This is a genomic window from Macellibacteroides fermentans (assembly GCF_013409575.1).
Taxonomy (GTDB): domain Bacteria; phylum Bacteroidota; class Bacteroidia; order Bacteroidales; family Tannerellaceae; genus Macellibacteroides; species Macellibacteroides fermentans.
On record NZ_JACCCY010000001.1, the window covers coordinates 169,931 to 189,608 of the forward strand.

Annotated in this window: 14 protein-coding genes; 10 read left to right on the plus strand and 4 right to left on the minus strand. The window is 37.9% G+C overall.

From position 1 onward, the window contains the following. Positions 1 to 13 precede the first annotated feature (13 nt). Positions 14 to 1,363, minus strand: coding sequence for a Na(+)-translocating NADH-quinone reductase subunit A (locus tag F5613_RS00665; RefSeq protein WP_179398292.1), 1,350 nt, complete (start codon positions 1,361 to 1,363; stop codon positions 14 to 16). Between the two features lie 155 nt (positions 1,364 to 1,518). Between F5613_RS00665 and F5613_RS00670 the strand changes: the two genes are divergently transcribed. Next, positions 1,519 to 2,778, plus strand: a complete 1,260-nt coding sequence (locus F5613_RS00670; RefSeq protein WP_179398293.1) for a type IX secretion system plug protein — start codon at positions 1,519 to 1,521, stop codon at positions 2,776 to 2,778. 70 nt (positions 2,779 to 2,848) lie between these two features. On the opposite strand, the gene F5613_RS00675 is transcribed toward F5613_RS00670, so the two are convergent. The 3 genes from F5613_RS00675 to F5613_RS00685 are packed head-to-tail and all read right to left on the minus strand — an operon-like array spanning position 2,849 to position 7,724. Then, on the minus strand, positions 2,849 to 4,201 hold the full coding sequence (locus F5613_RS00675) for a citrate/2-methylcitrate synthase (protein WP_179398294.1): 1,353 nt from the start codon (positions 4,199 to 4,201) through the stop codon (positions 2,849 to 2,851). Positions 4,202 to 4,204: 3 nt separating this feature from the next. Further along, entirely contained in the window at positions 4,205 to 5,470 is a 1,266-nt protein-coding gene (icd, locus tag F5613_RS00680; protein WP_079683245.1) for an NADP-dependent isocitrate dehydrogenase, read from the minus strand. A gap of 7 nt (positions 5,471 to 5,477) precedes the next feature. Then, positions 5,478 to 7,724, minus strand: coding sequence for an aconitate hydratase (locus F5613_RS00685; RefSeq protein WP_179398295.1), 2,247 nt, complete (start codon positions 7,722 to 7,724; stop codon positions 5,478 to 5,480). A gap of 508 nt (positions 7,725 to 8,232) precedes the next feature. Here F5613_RS00685 and F5613_RS00690 point away from each other — a divergent pair. The 9 genes from F5613_RS00690 (at position 8,233) to F5613_RS00730 (ending at position 19,664) form a co-directional block, all read left to right on the plus strand. Beyond that, entirely contained in the window at positions 8,233 to 10,155 is a 1,923-nt protein-coding gene (locus tag F5613_RS00690) for an AAA domain-containing protein (RefSeq protein ID WP_179398296.1), read from the plus strand. Positions 10,156 to 10,284: 129 nt separating this feature from the next. After that, positions 10,285 to 10,548 carry a helix-turn-helix domain-containing protein gene (locus tag F5613_RS00695; protein ID WP_068183736.1) on the plus strand — a complete coding sequence of 88 codons (264 nt, stop codon included), beginning with the start codon at positions 10,285 to 10,287 and terminating at the stop codon, positions 10,546 to 10,548. Positions 10,549 to 10,703: 155 nt separating this feature from the next. Continuing rightward, entirely contained in the window at positions 10,704 to 11,933 is a 1,230-nt protein-coding gene (locus F5613_RS00700) for a Cof-type HAD-IIB family hydrolase (RefSeq protein ID WP_179398297.1), read from the plus strand. Then, complete coding sequence (locus F5613_RS00705; protein WP_179398298.1) at positions 11,930 to 13,036, plus strand: isochorismate synthase; 1,107 nt, start codon at positions 11,930 to 11,932, stop codon at positions 13,034 to 13,036. Before F5613_RS00700 ends, F5613_RS00705 begins: the two co-directional genes overlap by 4 nt. Before the next feature lie 6 nt (positions 13,037 to 13,042). Next, positions 13,043 to 14,710 (plus strand): 2-succinyl-5-enolpyruvyl-6-hydroxy-3-cyclohexene-1-carboxylic-acid synthase, encoded by a 1,668-nt coding sequence (gene menD, locus F5613_RS00710; protein ID WP_179398299.1) that lies wholly within the window; start codon positions 13,043 to 13,045, stop codon positions 14,708 to 14,710. Positions 14,711 to 14,713: 3 nt separating this feature from the next. Next, entirely contained in the window at positions 14,714 to 15,538 is an 825-nt protein-coding gene (gene menB, locus F5613_RS00715; RefSeq protein WP_068183723.1) for a 1,4-dihydroxy-2-naphthoyl-CoA synthase, read from the plus strand. Further along, positions 15,535 to 16,599: an o-succinylbenzoate synthase gene (locus tag F5613_RS00720; RefSeq protein WP_179398300.1), complete on the plus strand. Its 1,065-nt coding sequence runs from the start codon at positions 15,535 to 15,537 to the stop codon at positions 16,597 to 16,599. Before menB ends, F5613_RS00720 begins: the two co-directional genes overlap by 4 nt. A 12-nt stretch (positions 16,600 to 16,611) precedes the next feature. After that, on the plus strand, positions 16,612 to 17,700 hold the full coding sequence (locus F5613_RS00725; RefSeq protein ID WP_179398301.1) for an AMP-binding protein: 1,089 nt from the start codon (positions 16,612 to 16,614) through the stop codon (positions 17,698 to 17,700). A gap of 5 nt (positions 17,701 to 17,705) precedes the next feature. Then, complete coding sequence (locus F5613_RS00730) at positions 17,706 to 19,664, plus strand: DUF3857 domain-containing transglutaminase family protein (RefSeq protein WP_179398302.1); 1,959 nt, start codon at positions 17,706 to 17,708, stop codon at positions 19,662 to 19,664. Positions 19,665 to 19,678: the final 14 nt, after the last annotated feature.

Below are 19,678 nucleotides of genomic sequence, written 5' to 3' on the forward strand. Positions count from 1 at the left end.
ATTTTTAATGTTGTTAAATCATTTCCTTGTGTAACATATCTAATCCTTCGCGAACAATTTTTTGAAGTTCTATCTTAGAAGTGTCTACAAACTCACAAAGAGCAAAATCTTCAGGTGCGACTTCATAAATACCCAGATTTTCCATCTTGTCGATATCGAAGGCAATAATTGCCTTGATCAGATACTCGGGTAAGATGTCCATCGGAAATACTTTATCGTACTCGTTAGACATAATCATAGCTCTCTTTCCACCTCTGATACGGGCATCAATGATATACTCTTTATTTTTTCCACCAAGTAACCAAGAAAAGTAAGTGCGGCTTGCACTAAATTTATCTAGTCCAGGTGTAGCCCATCCAAAGAATTCATCGTTGTCATCTCCTTCCGGAATTACAGTAATCTGATTGTCGTATGCTCCCAGATAGTCGGTTTTAGAAACTTTAGTTCCAACCAATACATTTCCGCTGATAATACGGATGTGATTGTTCGATAATATTTTATTACCAACAATACTTTCGATAGTACAACCCGCGATCGCTTTAACATATCCTCTTTCAGTTGTTTCAGAACCAGTTATGGCAACAAGTCTGGAGAAATCGGCAATTCCTTTGTTAAACAAACGGCCAATCAGAATGACATCCGTAGGTAAAACAGTCCAAACCACTTCTCCTTTATTTACTGGCTTAACATTGTTTATCTGCACCCCTACGTTTCCTGCCGGATGCGGGCCTTCAACTTCAATTACTTCTACGTTTTTTGCAACAACAGAAGAACCTTTTCGTACACCCAGGTATACTTTGCCCACAGTAAGTTTTGCCAGTGCATCTAATCCTGTCTGAAAATCAGTTTCCTGACCTTTCAGAATAAAATCAAAATTAGGAGCTAATGGAGCTGAGAAGAATGATGAAACAAAAATGTCGCGTGGCGAATCGGAGGGCGAAGCCACGATATCGTAAGGGCGTTGCTTAATAAAGGGCCAGATTCCTGCTTGCAGGATAGACTCCTTTATCGCTTCTGCATTTAAAGAAGCAACATTTTTTTTGCCAAACTCTTCATACTCAATCTGCGCATCCGCTGTTACCACGATGCTAAGCAGTTTGCGTTTTTCTCCTCTGTTAACGGCTGTAACTTCACCACTAACAGGCGAAACAAACTTGATTTCGGGGCGGTTCTTATCAATTATCAATACAGAACCGGCTTTGACTTTGTCTCCTACTTTAGCAACAACTTTCGGGAAAACACCGTTAAAATGGTCGGGAATAATAGCATAGCTATTTGATTTTCCGCCGGTTAACAATACTTCCGAAGCTTTACCTTTCAGATTAATGTCTAAACCCTTTTTAATCTTTATCACATTTGCCATGATACAAGTAAAATTGTTTATGTGTAATTTCCCGCAAAAGTAAATAAATTTTTTATGCTTTATAGCAGGAAAGTAGAAATAAATAGAGAAATAATTCCATAATTTTGCACCCAGTTAGAACGTGACTTTAGGGTTTCTTTAAAACATAATTTAAAATGAAACGATTCGAATTATTTGTACTGATTTTAAGCTTTTTATTTGTAACGGGCAATTGTCAGGAAACTTATTGCACGGAGGTTAAACATAAACAAATAAAAACGTTGCAGGTTAAAGTTCAAGGCGAAACTTTTTCCGCTCCTGTAATAGAGTTGAATAGCGGAAAGGTTATCGAAATTAATTTCGATGCTTTAAGTCACGGCTATGGAAGGTATGCGTACACTATTACCCATTGCAATGCGGACTGGACTCCTTCTGTCCTATCATCGCTGGAATATATGAGCGGCTTTCAGAATTTATCCATAGATGATTTTGCCAATTCGCTCAACACAACTACTTTCTACACCAATTACAGGTTGTTTTTGCCAAACAACGACATCAAATTCAAGGTTTCCGGTAATTATGTTGTAAAGGTTTATAATGAAGACCGGCCAAAGGATATTGTTTTTACTGCTTGCTTTTCTATTGTAGAGCCAAAAGTGAACGTTGCAGCGACTGTAAGTTCGAATACAGACATCGACGTTAATAAGGAGCATCAACAGATTGGTTTTGAAATTGTACATCCAAATTATGAAATCACAGCTCCTCAATCTGATTTGAAAGTACAGATCTATCAAAACAATAGATGTGACAATATGGTGAAAAATATACAACCATTAACCATAGCTAAAGATCGTATTATTTATCAGTTTAATAGGGATTTAATATTTGAAGCTGGTAACGAATATAGAAGAATTGAATTTTTAAGTAACAAATACAATGGTATGGGGGTACAGCGGATTCAGTTTCATCGCCCCTATTATCATATTGATCTCTATCCTGATAAAGTGCGTAGCGATAAACCTTACTTATACGATCAGGATCAAAACGGACAATACGTTATACGAAGTTCGCAGGTTGAAGATCCGGATACCGAGGCCGATTATTATATTGTACACTTCTCTCTGGCTTCAAAACCAATTGGAAATGGGAATATACATATTTCGGGAAATTTGTTTAATAATGTATTGAATGAAAATAGCCGTATGGAGTATAATGAAGATGACCGACAATACGAAAAATCGGTTTTATTAAAACAAGGAACCTATAATTATCAGTATCTTTTTGTTCCAGACGGACAGCAAAAAGGAGAAACAGCTCCTGTTGAAGGCAACTTTAGTCAGACGTCCAATGAATACCGAATTATGGTTTACCACAGACCTTTTGGCTCGAAGTTCGATAAATTGATTGCCGTAAAAAGGATTAACTTCCCGGAATAATCAGAAAAAAAGGAATGTAACTGGTATACACCAGAAACATTCCTTTTTTTATAGCTTAGATGCTAACGAATCAGATTCTTTCGTTGATAGGAACATACGGACGTTCTTCCAATACATTCTTGTAAGCCGGACGAATAATACGTTTCCCTTCAAAATTAAGCTCTTCGATACGGTGTGCCGTCCATCCTACAATACGAGACATTGCAAAGAGTGGCGTGTATATTTCCTGAGGCAGACCTATCATTTCGTATACGAACCCAGAATAAAAATCTACATTAGACGATACCCGTTTGCCGGATTTGTTTCCTTTAAAATTAGAGAATGTCTCAATAGCTCTGTCCTCCAGTAATTCCAAGAAAGCAAACTCCTCTTCGCGGCCTTTTTCTTTAGCAAGATCCCTTGCCAGCTCTTTAAGCAGTATAGCACGGGGGTCTGAAATTGTATAAACAGCATGGCCGATACCGTATATCAAACCCGATTTATCGTATACTTCCTTACGGAGCATACAGTTGAAATATTTATCTATTTCCTTAACGCTTTTCCAGTCACCGATATTCTCTTTCAGATGATTAAACATGTCTACAACCTGTAGATTGGCGCCACCGTGAAGCGGTCCCTTCAAAGACCCTATACCTGCAGCAATCGCCGAGTAGGTATCTGTGCCTGTAGAACTTGTTACGCGTACTGTAAATGTAGAGTTGTTACCTCCTCCGTGTTCTGCCTGTAAAACCAACAATAAATCTAATGTGCGTGCCTCTAGCTCTGTATAATCCTTTTTAAGCATAAACAAGAAGTTTTCTGCTATGGAAAGATTTTCTTTCGGGTGACGGATGTGCAATGATCTTCCTTGAGTACTATGTCTGAAGATATTATATGCATAAGCAATAATCGTGGGGAACTTTGAAATCAGCTGGATAGACTGACGCATCAGATTGTCTCTGGATGTATCGTCCGGGTTTGGATCGAATGTGTACATTTCCAATACACTCCGGGCAAGGATGTTCATAATGTTCTGTCCTTCAAGATCCAAAATATTCATCGTTGTTTTTTGCTCGAGAGGCATATTTTCATTGATTAATTCAAGAAAAGCATCTAGCTCTTCTTTATCCGGCAGATTGCCCGATAACAACAAATAGGCTACCTCTTCGAACCCGAAGCGTTTATCAGCTATCAATCCGTGAACAATATCTTCAACGTCAAGTCCGCGATAAAATAATTTACCAGGAATGGCTTTTAAGCCTCCTTCCGGCATACGTTCGTAACCAACTACATTTCCGATTTTCGTAAGTCCCACAAGAACACCCGATCCGTCTTCGTTTCTTAGTCCTCGTTTAACGTTGAATTGAGTAAATAACTCATTTTCAATCTTACATGACGACTTTATAGTTTCTGATAGCTTGTAGATAATATATTCCTTTTTCATGTCTCACATATTTATTAGTTGGTTGATACAATTACGAAATTCAGTTGTTGAAAGTGTTTTCCCTTTATCCATAAATCGGGCAAGATCGTGTGTTGCTTCGCCTTTTTCAAAAGCTGATTCCATAGCATCAACAATTAATTTGGCAGCTTCGTTCCAGCCGATGTACTCTAAAAGCATAACGGACGATAATAACAAAGAGGATGGATTAACCACGTTCTTACCAGCAATACCCGGAGCTGTTCCATGGGTGGCTTCAAAAATGGCATGTCCTGTCTGATAATTGATATTTGCTCCCGGAGCTATGCCGATTCCTCCAACCATAGCAGCAAGCTGATCGGATATATAATCTCCATTAAGATTCAGCGTAGCAATTACCGAATACTCCTCCGGAATAAGCAGCGTGTTCTGTAAAAAGGCATCAGCTATAACATCTTTAATGATTACCCTGCCCTCTTTTACGGCATTTTCTAACGCTTTGTTTGCGGCAGCTTCTCCCTCGTTCTTTTTAATAGTATCATATTGAGGCATTGTAAACGTTTGTGCTGCAAATTCATTTTCAGCAACAGCATATCCCCATAATTTAAATCCACCTTCTGTAAACTTCATAATATTGCCCTTGTGGACAAGCGTTACACTTGGTAATTTATTTGTGATTGCAAATTCGATTGCCGAACGTACCAATCGCTGTGTTCCTTCAACGGAAACCGGTTTAACACCAAAAGAAGATGTCTCAGGGAAACGGACTTTCTTTACGCCCATCTCCTCTGTAAGGAATTTAAGGAATTTTGCTGCTTCGGGAGTTCCTTGCTGCCATTCGATTCCGGCATAGATATCTTCCGTATTTTCACGGAAAATAAACATATCTACCTTCTGAGGTTCTTTAACCGGAGATACGACCCCTTTAAACCATCGAACCGGACGAAGACATACATACAGATCCAGTTCTTGTCTTAAAGCAACATTCAGCGAACGAATACCTCCTCCGATAGGAGTAGTAAGCGGACCTTTTATACCCACTAAATATTCTCTGAATGCCTCCATTGTATCCTCTGGAAGCCAATTCCCGGTAAGATTAAAGGCCTTCTCTCCTGCCAGAACTTCCTTCCAAAGGATTTCCCGCTTTCCATTATAGGCTTTTTTTATGGCACTATTTACAATAGACTGGCAAACCGGGGTTATTTCTGCACCAACACCATCTCCTTCTATAAAAGGGATCGTAACTTTATCCGGCACCAACAGCTTGTCGTTTTGTTTTGTAATCTTATTCATTATTCTTTTATTTTGTAACGTTTAGTGCTGAACCTGCTTTAAACCATTCTATTTGCATTTCATTATAAGTATGAACTACTTCAAAGGATTCTTGTGTACCATCTGCGTGATAAAGGATGGCTGTTAGATTCTTATTAGGAGCAAACGAGCGCAAGCCAACAATTGAAATATGATCGTTTTCTCTTATTTTATCGTAATCCGACTTATTGTTAAACGTTACTGCCAGCATACCTTGTTTCTTTAAATTGGTTTCATGGATACGGGCAAACGATTTTGCCAAAATTACTTTCACATTCAAGAAGCGAGGCTCCATTGCAGCGTGTTCTCTGGAAGATCCTTCTCCATAATTTTCTTCAGCAACAACAATGGATGATATTCCTTTGGCTTTGTATTGCTTGGCAACGGATGACACAGCTTCGTATCCACCGTTAAGCTGATTCAAGACTGCATTTGTCTTTCCGTTAAAAGCGTTGACAGCTCCCATTAACATATTATCGGAAATATTCTCTAAATGACCTCTGAAGCGTAACCAGGGACCAGCCATCGAAATATGGTCTGTTGTACATTTTCCTTCAGCTTTAATGAGTAGCGGCATTTCCAACAGATCGTTTCCGTCCCAGGAAGCAAAAGGTTTAAGAACCTGCAGACGGGCAGATTCAGGATTGATCTTAATTTCAGTTTTCTTTTCTCCCGGAGCTATATAACCATTGTCTTCTACTGCAAAGCCATTGGGCGGAAAGTCGGTACCCTTGGGTTCCTGAAGCATAATTTGTTCGCCTGCCTCATTTACGAGAGTATCTGTAAGCGGATTGAAACAGAGATCTCCTGCAATAGTTAAAGCCATTGTAAGTTCCGGGGAAGCTACAAACGCATGCGTATTCGGATTTCCATCAGCTCTTTTGGCAAAATTCCGGTTAAATGAAGTTACTATCGAGTTCTTCCGTGTGTTGTCGTCTGTATGTCTTTTCCATTGACCGATACATGGTCCACAGGCATTAGCCATTATTACAGCACCTATATTCTCGAATGAAGCTAAAAGCCCGTCTCTGTCGGCAGTATATCTGATCTGTTCCGATCCCGGGTTGATAATCAGCTGAGCTGCAACTTTTAATTTATCACTGTAAGCCTGACGGGCAATAGAGGCTGCTCTGCTTAAATCTTGATATGAAGAGTTTGTACACGAGCCGATCAGCCCCACTTCCATTTTGCGTGGATAACCATTTTCCTTTACTTTTGCGGCAAATTCAGAAATCGGAGTGGCTGCATCGGGAGTAAAAGGACCATTAATATGTGGTTCTAATGCAGAAAGATCAATTTCGATTACCCTGTCGTAATACTCTTCGGGATTTTCAATTACTTCCGGATCAGGTTTAAGATAAGATTCAATAGCATCTGCCATTAGGGCAATTTCTTCTCGGTTGGTAGCCTTTAAATAGGCTGACATCTGATTATCATAAGGGAAAAGGGATGTTGTTGCTCCAACCTCTGCTCCCATATTGCAAATTGTCGCTTTTCCAGTAGCAGAAATAGAAGCTGTACCTTCACCAAAATACTCTATAATAGCATTTGTTCCTCCTTTAACAGTAAGAATCCCTGCTAATTTAAGGATTACATCTTTAGGAGACGCCCATCCGTTTAGTCTTCCTGTAAGTTTTACGCCAATTAGTTTAGGCATCTTTAACTCCCATTCCATACCAGTCATAACGTCTACAGCGTCGGCTCCACCCACACCAATAGCAACCATACCAAGTCCTCCGGCATTAGGGGTATGGGAATCCGTTCCTACCATCATTCCTCCGGGAAAAGCATAATTTTCCAAAACAACCTGATGAATAATACCAGCACCCGGTTTCCAAAAACCTATTCCGAAATTTGCGGAAACACTGCTAAGAAAGTCGTAAACCTCTTTATTGCTTTCGTTTGCAGTATTCATATCCGTTTTTGCACCCAAGTCTGCTTGTATCAAATGATCGCAGTGAACTGTTGCAGGAACAGCAGATTTGTCTTTACCTGCGTTCATAAACTGCAGCAAGGCCATTTGAGCTGTGGCATCCTGCATTGCAACACGATCTGGTCGGAAATTTACGTAATCAATACCTCGTTTAAAACTCTTTAAATCCTCTTGATTGAAAAGATGCGCATATAAGATTTTTTCAGCAAGCGTCATAGATTTACCAACGCTTTGTTTAGAACGCTCTACCCTGCTCCCAAAAGAGGCGTAGAATTTTTTTAGCATTTCAATATCAAATATCATATCGGAACAATTTATATAATTTATTTTTTTCAACCGGGAATTGATTGTTAAGCATCATGTTATCTTTTCTACCTCTATAAAACTGCAAGAACTGCTATTTTGTTCTGAAAATGGACTATTTTATTAGAATTATTTATAACAATAATCGCTTTGGCAACTATTTGTAATCATTAGTACTTGATTATGAATGAAAAGCATTTTTTTGAGCGGAAATAAAATTATCTATAGTAATTATATGTACTGAAAATAATAGAATAAAAATGGCCATATGGTATATTAATATGTGATTTAAGTATAAGTCTCGTTGTTTTTATCCTTTTGATCAGGATCATTTATTTTAAAATACAATTTTTGTTTTACAAATGACATTAATTATAGCCTTTATTTTGTCGAAATATTATATATTAATTAATAAAAAATAATATTTTCAATAAAATTTGCTAGTTTGTGCTAAACTAGTAAGTAAAATAAGAATAAATTGTATATTTGCAGTTCAAATATGATTTAAATGATATTAAAACCAACTCTTTCACCTATAACTGAACTCCAAAATCAATTTGAATTATTGCAGAAGGAGTACAATTATGAAAAGGAAGCGTACAAAAAGCAAACAGAACAAGTTGGTATTTGGAAAAAAAAGCAACAGGGACTTTGTTGGTATCCTCTTATTACCGAAAAAAGTTATTTTAATTCATTAAATCAGTTTGTGGTTGAGGTTGTGAGAACCGATGATAAAGAGATAGAACATTCTTTTGAATATGGGAGACCGGTGTGTTTCTTTCGTGTAGGAGGTGAAGGTTCTATTCATTATTTTAATTGGTCGGTTCAAATAAGTTATGTACAGGATGATAAAATGGTGGTTATTTTACCAAATCCGGAAGCATTGATTGAACTTCAGCACGCAAATACATTTGGAGTGCAACTTTATTTTGATGAAACAAGTTATAAAGCTATGTTTGCAGCCATTACTTCGGTAATGAATGCTAAAAATAACAGGTTGGCACATTTGAGGGATGTTTTGCTTGGAAAAAATACTGCGATGGAGAGGCATTTGATGCCAATTCGTTTTCCATGGCTTAACTCAACTCAGGAAGAGGCTGTAAACAAGGTGCTTCGGGCAAAAGATGTTGCTGTTGTACATGGACCTCCGGGTACAGGAAAGACAACAACTCTGGAAGAGGCGATTTGTGAAACTTTGCAGCGCGAAAATCAGGTATTGGTTTGCGCACAAAGTAATACAGCGTTGGATTGGATTGCAGAAAAACTTGTAGACCGGGGTATTTCGGTTTTAAGGATTGGTAATCCAACCCGGGTAAATGATAAGATGCTTTCATTTACTTATGAGCGACGTTTTGAAGCTCATCCGGATTATCCAGAATTATGGAGCATAAGAAAAGCAATTCGAGATATGCAACGCTCCATGAGGAGGAAAAATCAGGATGAACGTGAAACGATACGAAACAGGAAGTCTCGTTTGCGATTCAGGGCAACTGAGCTGGAATTAGCAATTGATGCCTCGCTGTTTGATCAGGCGCGCGTTGTAGCAAGCACACTCATCGGAGCATCGAACAGAGTGTTGGAAAGTCATCGATTTACATCGTTGTTTATCGATGAGGCTGCTCAAGCACTTGAAGCTGCATGCTGGGTTGCGATTAATAAGGCTGATCGTGTGGTTTTTGCCGGAGATCATTTTCAGCTTCCTCCAACGATTAAGTGTTTGGAAGCTGCGAAAGGAGGATTAAGTGAAACCTTGATGCAAAAAGTTGCAACAAGGAAGCCGTTAGCTGTGAGTTTGCTTAAAATCCAGTACAGAATGCACGATGACATTATGGGTTTCCCTTCTGCATGGTTTTACAATGATGAATTGATTGCTGCAGCAGAAGTTAAAAATCGTGGAATTCTGGCATATGATACGCCTTTAGTATGGATTAATACAGACGATAGTGATAGTTCTGAAGCTCAGCTTGAGGGCTCACTAAGTAAAATTAATAAGACTGAAGCAAATGTTTTGATTGAGACGTTACATGAATATATTGAAAAAATAGGAAAAGAACGGATTTTAGATGAAAAGATAGATTTCGGACTTATATCACCCTATAAAGCGCAGATTCAATACATTCGTTCTCTAATCAAGAAAGATGGATATTTTAAGCCATTCAAAAAATTGATCACTGTTCATACAGTGGATGGTTTTCAAGGTCAGGAACGAGATGTGATAGTAATAAGTCTGGTCAGATCTAATAATGAGGGTCAGATTGGTTTTTTACAGGATCTTCGTCGAATGAATGTGGCGATTACAAGGGCAAGGATGAAACTTATTATTTTAGGTAATGCTTCAACACTTACAAAACATTCTTTTTATAAAGAATTGTTTGATTATATTAAGAAGAAAGGAAAAATAATTTCAGTTTGTACAGAAGAAATATCCTAGGAAAATAGAGCTATTTCTATTTATAGATTATTTTTTTTAATAATTGATGGAACAATCTGTGCAATATGTATGTTATAGTTACAAAAGATACACTATAAATAATTTGGTTTAGAAAACAGTTAGAAGAATATGGAAAATTTAAAAGAATCTGCAGAATTAGCTGCTGGGAAATTGGATCCGAAAGCAGAAGTTGTTGTTATTTGCAAAATGTTGAAAGCACGTAGAAAAGATATGGGCTTGAATCAGAAGCAATTTGCTGAACTCCTAGGAGTTAAGCCGGAATATATTTCAAGAATTGAAGCCGGAAAAGTTGACCTTCAGCTTTCAACGCTTATCAGACTTTCAAGAGGTTTGAAATTGCAACTTGTAATTAGTCCCGTAGAAGGAGTATAAATTTATTTTATAATCCCATTAACCCCATAAAAGAGCTCGAAAGACTTCTTTTATGGGGTTTTTATTTAAAAATGAAATTGAATACAGGAATAGTGATTAACTTAAGTGAGTTTCAGAAATAAGTTTTATTTTTGTAATAAAAACAAATATACCCCATGAAGTATAAACTATTGGTCCTCGATATTGATGGAACGCTTACAAATACAAAAAAAGAAATAACAGACCGGACGAAATCGGCTCTTATTAAAGCTCAGGAATTAGGTATAAAATTGGTTCTTGCTTCGGGGAGACCCACATATGGTATCAGGCCTCTAGCCGAAGAATTAAGGCTTTCTGAATTTGGTGGATATATTCTCTCATTTAATGGAGGGTGCATTGTAGAGTGTGCAACTGACCAGATTACACATGAGAAAAGATTAAATAAAAATATACTCCCCCACTTTCAACAAATAGCAAAGAAAAAGAATTTTGCGCTGGTTTCTTTCGATGAATCATCAATTATTACTGAGACACCCGACAATGAATATGTTCAAAAAGAGGCATTTCTGAATAAAATGCCTGTTAGACAGGTAGATAATTTCTTGGAGGCTATGAATTTTTCTCCGTCAAAATGTCTTATGATGGGAGAACCGACCCGCCTGGCTTTGCTTGAAAAAGAAATGCACAACACCTATGGTGGACAAATTGGGGTATATAGATCTGAGCCTTATTTCCTTGAATTAGTTCCACTAAATACAGATAAGGCCAAATCGTTGGATATGCTCGTCAAGGACCTTAAGATTACAAAAAATGAGGTAATCGCGGTTGGTGATGGATTTAATGATCTTTCAATGATAGAATATGCCGGTCTTGGCGTAGCAATGGCAAACGCTCAGGAGCCGGTTAAAGCTTGTGCAGATTATGTTACTTTGTCGAATGATGAAGATGGAGTTGCACATTTAATAGAGAAATATATTTTCTCCGCATTCATCGGACTCAGCACATCGTTGGATAAGATTAATGATAATCTGAAGGATACGCTGATGCATTCATTAGGAATGAAATTTACCGTTGCAGAAGAGGATCATGTGGAAGCTATTATGCCTGTGGATATAAGAACACGTCAGCCATTTGGGATACTTCACGGAGGAGCTACGCTTGCATTAGCGGAAACTGTTGCCGGTTTTGGGTCCAACTTGTTATGTAATGAGGGCGAGTTTGTTGTGGGAATTCAGGTAAGTGGAAATCATATTTCTTCTGCAAGAGAAGGAGATACAGTTACTGCTATTGCCAAAGTTATTCACAAAGGACGGTCAACACACATTTGGAATGTAGATGTAGTTTCCTCAATGGGGAAATTAATCTCAAGTATCAGGGTGATGAACAGCATTTTAAAGAAGAGATGATTCCTAGTGAAGTAACTAACTTTAGTGGTATCGACTCCCTAATACATCAACAACGTAGTTTCGCATTATATCTCTTGCCGGGAAATAATGAACCTACCCTTGTTTTACAGGAAGGTGGTGATATGGGGCAATTAAAGTCGTATACAGAATTAAACGACAAAAAAGGATTTGTTCTGGCTCCATTCTGCTTGAATGAATCACATCCGATAGTATTGATTCGTGCTGATATTGTGTCTGTTGGTTGGAAATCAATAGCTGGAGTAACATCGTTTCAGTCATCTGCTTGCAGTGCAAATAAAGAAACAGTATTTACGCTGGATAAAGAAGATTTGTATTACGCTTATAATAAATCTTTTAATGTCTTTATTAAACCATTGCGAGAAGGCATATTTGAAAAGTTGGTATTGTCTAGAAAAGTTAATATAAAGAAAACGAGTGAATTCTCGCCGGCAAAAGCATTTTACAATGCTTGCAGACGCTATAAAAGAGCTTTTGTATACCTATGTCATTCTCCTCAAAGTGGAACCTGGTTAGGTAGTACACCTGAATTACTATTGTCTGGGCAATTTGGTCACTGGAATACTGTTGCACTTGCTGGAACACAGCCTTTGATCGGGAACAACCTACCCGACAGTTGGAATGATAAAAACAGAAAAGAACAGGCCCTGGTTGCTGATTATATTAAAAGTCAGTTGGCTTCGGCTAATATTGATGTACTTGAAGATGGTCCATTTACTGTCCAGGCAGGTGATTTAGCTCATTTAAAAACAGAATTCAGATTTGAAACGGCAGATAGAAGATGTTTAGGTAATTTGGTTGAACTTCTTCATCCTACGCCAGCTATTTGTGGATTACCCCGAAAGGAAGCTCTTCAATTCATCAAAGAAAATGAAGGATACGACAGAAGTTATTACTCCGGATTCATCGGAATGATTGATGCAGATGGGCGGAATGATATATACGTCAATCTACGATGCATGAATATAGGGGAAAATGATCTGACGCTTTTTGCTGGAGGCGGTCTCTTGGATTCGTCGGATGTTGATCAGGAATGGGAAGAGACGAATGATAAATTACAAACCATGTTGGCTATTTTAAAATAAACTTTTATGTACTCATCAAAGAAAAATGTATTGTTACTGGCATCCATGCTCGAAGCATATTCAATTCGTGAGGTAGTACTATGCCCTGGTTCCAGAAATGCTCCTTTGATTCAAACATTTTCACAGAATCCATTTTTTCGTTGTTATACTGTTGTGGACGAACGAAGTGCCGGATTTTTTGCATTGGGACTGGCTCAGGAAATTCAACAACCAGTTGCCTTGTGTTGTACATCGGGAACTGCATTGCTGAATCTTGGACCAGCTGTTGCAGAAGCTTATTATCAGCAAGTCCCTTTGCTGGTTATTTCGGCCGACAGACCCCAATCATGGATCGGGCAAATGGATGGGCAAACTCTTCCGCAACCCGGTGTTTTTAATTCACTTGTAAAGCAATCAATACAACTTTTAGAGCCCGAATCGGAAGAAGATGAGTGGTACTGTAAACGAATGATCCATGATGCTATATTTCAATTAATGAATCGTCTTCCCGGACCATCTCATATAAATATACCATTATCAGAACCTTTATTCGATTTTTCTGTAACAGAGTTACCAAAGAATAAGCCTATACTAAGGAATCCGGTTGATTATTCTCTGAATAACAGTACCTTATTGGAAGAATGGAACCTGTCTACAAAGAAAATGATTCTGATAGGTCAGTTGCCTCCATTTAATGGATTGGAAAAAGCGCTTGAAAGTATTGCTGAAAAGTTTGATTGTGTTATTCTGTCCGAACATACGGCTAATATTCGGTCTTCAAAAGTAATTTATAACTTTGATGCCATTATTTATCAATTATTAAACGAAGAAATTGCATGTTTTTCTCCCGATTTACTAATTACCTTAGGAGGTCATGTCGTTTCGAAAAGAATTAAGAAATTCTTGAGAAGCTGTAAACCGGCATCTCATTGGTATGTTTCTGAAGATACCAAAATTGTAGATCTATTTCAAAGCATAACAGCTCAATTGGAGATGGACCCTTTGTCATTTGTTGAAGAGATTAATAAAAAATGTAGTTCGAATACATTAAAACACACTTACCAATCTCGCTGGCTGAGTCAATCCAAACATGTGCTTCCTCCAACTACTACTGTTTATTCTGATTTGTGGGTGATGGGTAAACTATTAGAGGCACTACCTTGTAACGCAGCTCTTCAGCTGGGAAATAGCTCCGTTGTGAGGAATGCTCAATTGTATCCGTTGGATGCTTCTGTTTCGGTATACTGCAACAGAGGAACCAGCGGTATTGAAGGGTCTGTATCTACTGCGGTCGGTTTTGCATCTATACATAAAGGACTTACCTTTCTAATCGTTGGTGATCTTAGTTTTTTCTATGATGTAAATGCATTATGGAACAGACACATTAAGAGTAACCTTCGCATTTTATTGATAAACAATGGGGGTGGCGAAATATTTCATTTGTTGCCCGGGCTAAATCAAGCAGTCTCGCTGGATCAGTATGTTTCATGCAGACACTCTACCAGAGCCGAAAAATGGGCTCAGTCCATGGGCTTTGATTATTTATCGGCATACAAAGAAGAAGAATTTATAAATAATCTGGATTCGTTTTTTTCTGTTGAGGCTTCTAACCCTGTGTTATTTGAAGTAATAACAACAATGGAAGTCAATGCCGAAGTATTTAAATCATATTATCATAAACTAAAAACTATATAAATTATGTCAACTAACAGAACTTGGTCTACTATAAAGGAATACGAAGATATTCTATTCGATTTCTATAATGGAATTGGACGAATAACTATAAATCGCCCACGATATAGAAACGCTTTTACTCCTACAACAACAGGAGAAATGAGTGATGCCTTGCGTATTTGTCGCGAAATGGCAGAAATCAGTGTTGTAGTAATTACAGGTGCTGGAGATAAAGCATTCTGTTCCGGCGGCGACCAAAATGTTAAAGGTAAAGGTGGATATATTGGAAAAGACGGCGTACCCCGCCTAAGCGTGTTAGATGTTCAGAAGCAGATACGTTCGATTCCGAAACCTGTGATCGCTGCTGTTAATGGATATGCTATCGGAGGTGGTCATGTTCTACATGTTGTATGTGATTTGTCAATTGCTTCTGATAATGCAATCTTTGGTCAAACAGGTCCGAGAGTGGGAAGTTTTGATGCAGGATTCGGTTCATCATACCTGGCTCGGATTGTAGGACAGAAAAAAGCCCGCGAAATATGGTTTTTATGCAGACAGTACAATGCTCAGGAAGCTCTTGATATGGGATTGGTAAATAAGGTTGTTCCCTTTGATCAACTTGAAGATGAAGTGGTAGATTGGGCTGAAACAATGATGTTGCATAGTCCTTTGGCATTACGTATGATTAAGGCTGGTCTTAATGCTGAATTAGACGGACAAGCTGGTATACAAGAATTGGCCGGAGATGCCACTATGTTGTATTATCTAACAGAAGAAGCTCAAGAAGGTAAAAATGCTTTCCTGGAGAAAAGAAAGCCTGACTTTAAACAATTTCCAAAATTACCATGATACAAGTAAATATTATACCTTATACATTACTGTTTAAACAGCCTGCAGGGACTTCCCGTGGGGTTTATACCACGCGTAAGGTATGGTATGTTGTACTTACTTCCCAAGATAAGACAATTCAGGGTATTGGGGAGTGCGCTCCCCTACCCAACTTAAGCTGTGATGATTGCCTCGATTACGAATCAATCCTTAATGGCGCTTGTTCAAAATTAAGTGAAACCGGTGAAATTGATTATGATTCGCTCCGATCTTTTCCATCTATTCTTTTCGGTCTTGAAAGTGCGCTATTACATTACAAATGTGGCTCTTATTCTTTCTGGAATACCTCTTTTTCAAGAGGAGAGAAAGGGATTCCTATTAATGGATTGATCTGGATGGGTAATACCGAATCCATGCAAAAGCAAATTGCAGATAAACTTGAAGCCGGATTTAGATGCATAAAGCTTAAAATCGGAGCCTTAAACTTTGAAGAAGAGCTAAAAGTACTAAGGAGTATACGTTCTAATTATTCGAAAGAAGAGCTGATGTTGCGTGTAGATGCTAATGGAGCGTTTAGTCCGGGAGAGGCTATGGATAAATTAAATAGACTGGCTGAGCTGGAAATTCACTCTATTGAACAACCAATCAGAAACGGACAGTGGGATGAAATGGCAAAGTTAGCATCAATCTCTCCTGTTCCAATTGCATTGGATGAAGAGTTGATTGGAGTTAATTGCTTGACAGAAAAAAAGAAATTGCTTACCAACATAAAACCTCAGTATATTATATTAAAGCCATCTTTACATGGTGGATTGGTGGGAGCTGAAGAATGGATAAAAGAAGCTACCAATTTAAATATTGATTGGTGGATAACTTCAGCATTGGAATCAAACATAGGATTAAATGTTATTGCTCAGTGGACAGCTTCTCTAGGTGTTGAATCGCCTCAAGGGTTAGGTACTGGAGCGTTATATGAGAATAATTTACCTATGCCCTTGGAGACTAGAGGTGATCGTCTGTGGTTTAATCCATCAGGGAAAGTTCTTAATATTAATAAGCAGCTAAACCTTAGTTGTAAATAATAATATTACGAAATGAAGTATAATACAAACGTACATACACAGACTTTATTAGTAAACGGTATATCTTATTCCAAGACTAAGTTGCCAGAAGCTTCAACTCCCGAGATGACAGAGTTGCATGACTTTTTATTGAATTGGTTTAATGATGATCTTTTTATTACTGTTCAGACTTCTGGTTCTACTGGAACACCCAAAGAAATGAAAGTGAAAAAGGAGCAGATGATGAATAGTGCTTGTGCAACCTGCCGATACTTTAACCTTAATCCGAATGATCGCGTTTTGCTATGTGTGCCGTTGACCTATATAGCTGGTAAGATGATGGTTGTTAGGGCTCTAGTTGGAAAACTTGACTTACATGTTGTTTCAGTATCCGGCCATCCGCTTGCTAATATATCTTTACCCATCCGTTTTGCGGCAATGATTCCACTACAGGTTTATAATTCTCTTCAAGACTCTATAGAGCGTAACCGAATGGAAAATATTGATATTATTCTTTTAGGAGGAGGTAGAATAGATCCTGGTCTGGAAAAGGAATTAAATATATTCCGGAATTCTATATATGTTTCGTATGGAATGACTGAAACTCTTTCTCATATAGCGCTAAGAAAGATTAATGGGTTAGATGCTAGCCAACATTACATCCCTTTACCTTCTGTTAAAGTATCTCTCTCGTCGGATGAAACACTCATTATTGATGCTCCGCTTGTCTGCGAAAACAAATTGATTACAAATGATATCGCTGTGATTTATTCGGATGGGAGCTTTGATATCCTGGGTCGAAAAGATAATATTGTTAACACTGGTGGTATAAAAATACAAATTGAACTGCTGGAGGAAGAATTAAAACCAATTATCCCCCACCCTTTTGCTATATCTTCCGTTCCCCATCTTAAGTATGGAGAAGCATTGGTTTTACTGGTTGATGGAAAAATAGATGAAGAGGCTTTTCTATTCAAAATAAAGAAAAGCTTGCCTACGTATCAGATTCCAAAGCAGATCATTGAAGTTGATGAAATACCATATACATCTACTGGTAAAATAAATAGAGCTGAAACTAAAATTCTTGCTCAAAAACAAATTGATTATTCTAAATTAACGTGATTATTATGAAATATCATTACATTATTTTAGCCTTATTTCTCTCTACTTATGTATCATACGGGCAAGATTGGCTTGTTCAAAAAAAAATTGTAGAGAAACAGAAAGTTTATGCCTCTCATAATTGTGTAACACTTGCTGACAGCACTAATGTTACTGTACAACCAAACGGCTCTGGATCTTTTTCAATCTATAAAACGATTCTGATTCAAAACCGAGAAGGTGCATTAAAAAATCGTGTCATAATATATGATTATGACCCTCTTACTGCTTTTGCATCGTTCTCATATGCAACAATATACCGAGCGAACGGAGATATAATCAACCTGGATGTAACACAAGCAAAAGATTATGTTGCACCGGCAAGGGCAATATATTGGGGTGCTCGCCAGATTATGCTTGAAGTTGGCAGACTCTATCCCGGTGATGTGGTTGAATACAAGATTGAGAAAAAGGGGTTTACCTATGCTTTATTAACTTCTATGGATGAAAATGACGAACGTTTTATACCTCCGATGCGTGGTCATTTTTATGATATTGTCCCTTTTTGGAATGATGAACCTACTGTAAAGAAAGTATACAGGGTTTCAATGCCTGCGGAGAAGGATATGCAGTTTGAATTCTATCAAGGAGAGTGTTCAAGTTCCGTACGAATGGAAGGTGACAGAAAAATATATAGCTTCAAAAAAGAAAATATCATGCCTTTCCCGAAAGAAGCCAATATGGTAGATCTTTTCGATGTAGCACCCAAATTGATGATGTCAAGTACTCCAAAGTGGGAAGATAAATCTCTTTGGTTTAACAAAACCAACGAAGATTATGGCAGTTTCGAAGCTTTACCTGAAGCTCAGAAAAAAGTGGATGAAATTATAAAAGGTAAGAAAACTGAAATGGATAAAATCGCGGCATTAACCCATTGGGTGGCCGATAATATCCGCTATTCTGGAATTTCTATGGGAAAAGGTGAAGGCTATACACTTCATAACACAAAAATGAATTTTACAGATCGCTGTGGAGTCTGTAAGGATATCGCAGGCACACTGATATCATTCCTCCGAATGGCTGGCTTTGAAGCTTATCCGGCAATGACAATGGCGGGTAGCAGAGTTGAACAGATTCCTGCCGATCATTTTAATCATTGCGTAGCTGTTGTTAAACTATCAAATGGAACTTATATGCCCCTCGATCCAACCTGGGTGCCATTTCTACGTGAGCTTTGGAGTAGTGCAGAGCAACAACAAAATTATCTTCCAGGTGTACCTGAGGGTTCCGACTTGAAGATTACACCGGTTTCACCTCCTGAAAATCATTATATTAGAATTAACTCTCAAACGTCTTTGCTTACAAATGGGACATTGAAAGGGAAATTTACAGTTACAGCAGAAGGGCAAAGCGATGGAGTGGTAAGACGAATTTTCACCAGGGGATTTCAATCAGAATGGTACAATGCTCTTGAACGTGAATTATTAAATGTATCGCCTCAGGCTAAGTTGGTAAATGTGGATTATGGTAAAGATCCCAGAGATTACCAATCGGGACCGATCAAAATTACTTATACATTCGAGATTCCAAACTATGCATTGATGGGCGAAGATGTAATTGTCTTTAAACCTCTAACTATGAATAATCTATATAATAGTGTAAAAACATTTTTAAGAATAAATACTGAAATTTCTGAGCGTTCATATGCTTTTAAGGATGCATGCTCTCGTTTAGTAGAGTTGGATGAACAAATTATAATACCCAAAGGATATCGTTTAATTCCAATAAAGAATATGCAGTCAACTCAGACTAGTCCGGTAGCTGACTTTAACGGGAGTATTTCTTTTGAAAACAATCAGATTAAGATTCAGCAGAAGCTTGCACTAAAAAAACGTGTTTATGAGGCTGGCGATTGGGATAGCTTTCGTAAAGCAGTAAATGAACATAAGTCTTTTGGAGAATCTTTGATTATAAAAAAATTATAACCTTATAAAGAATA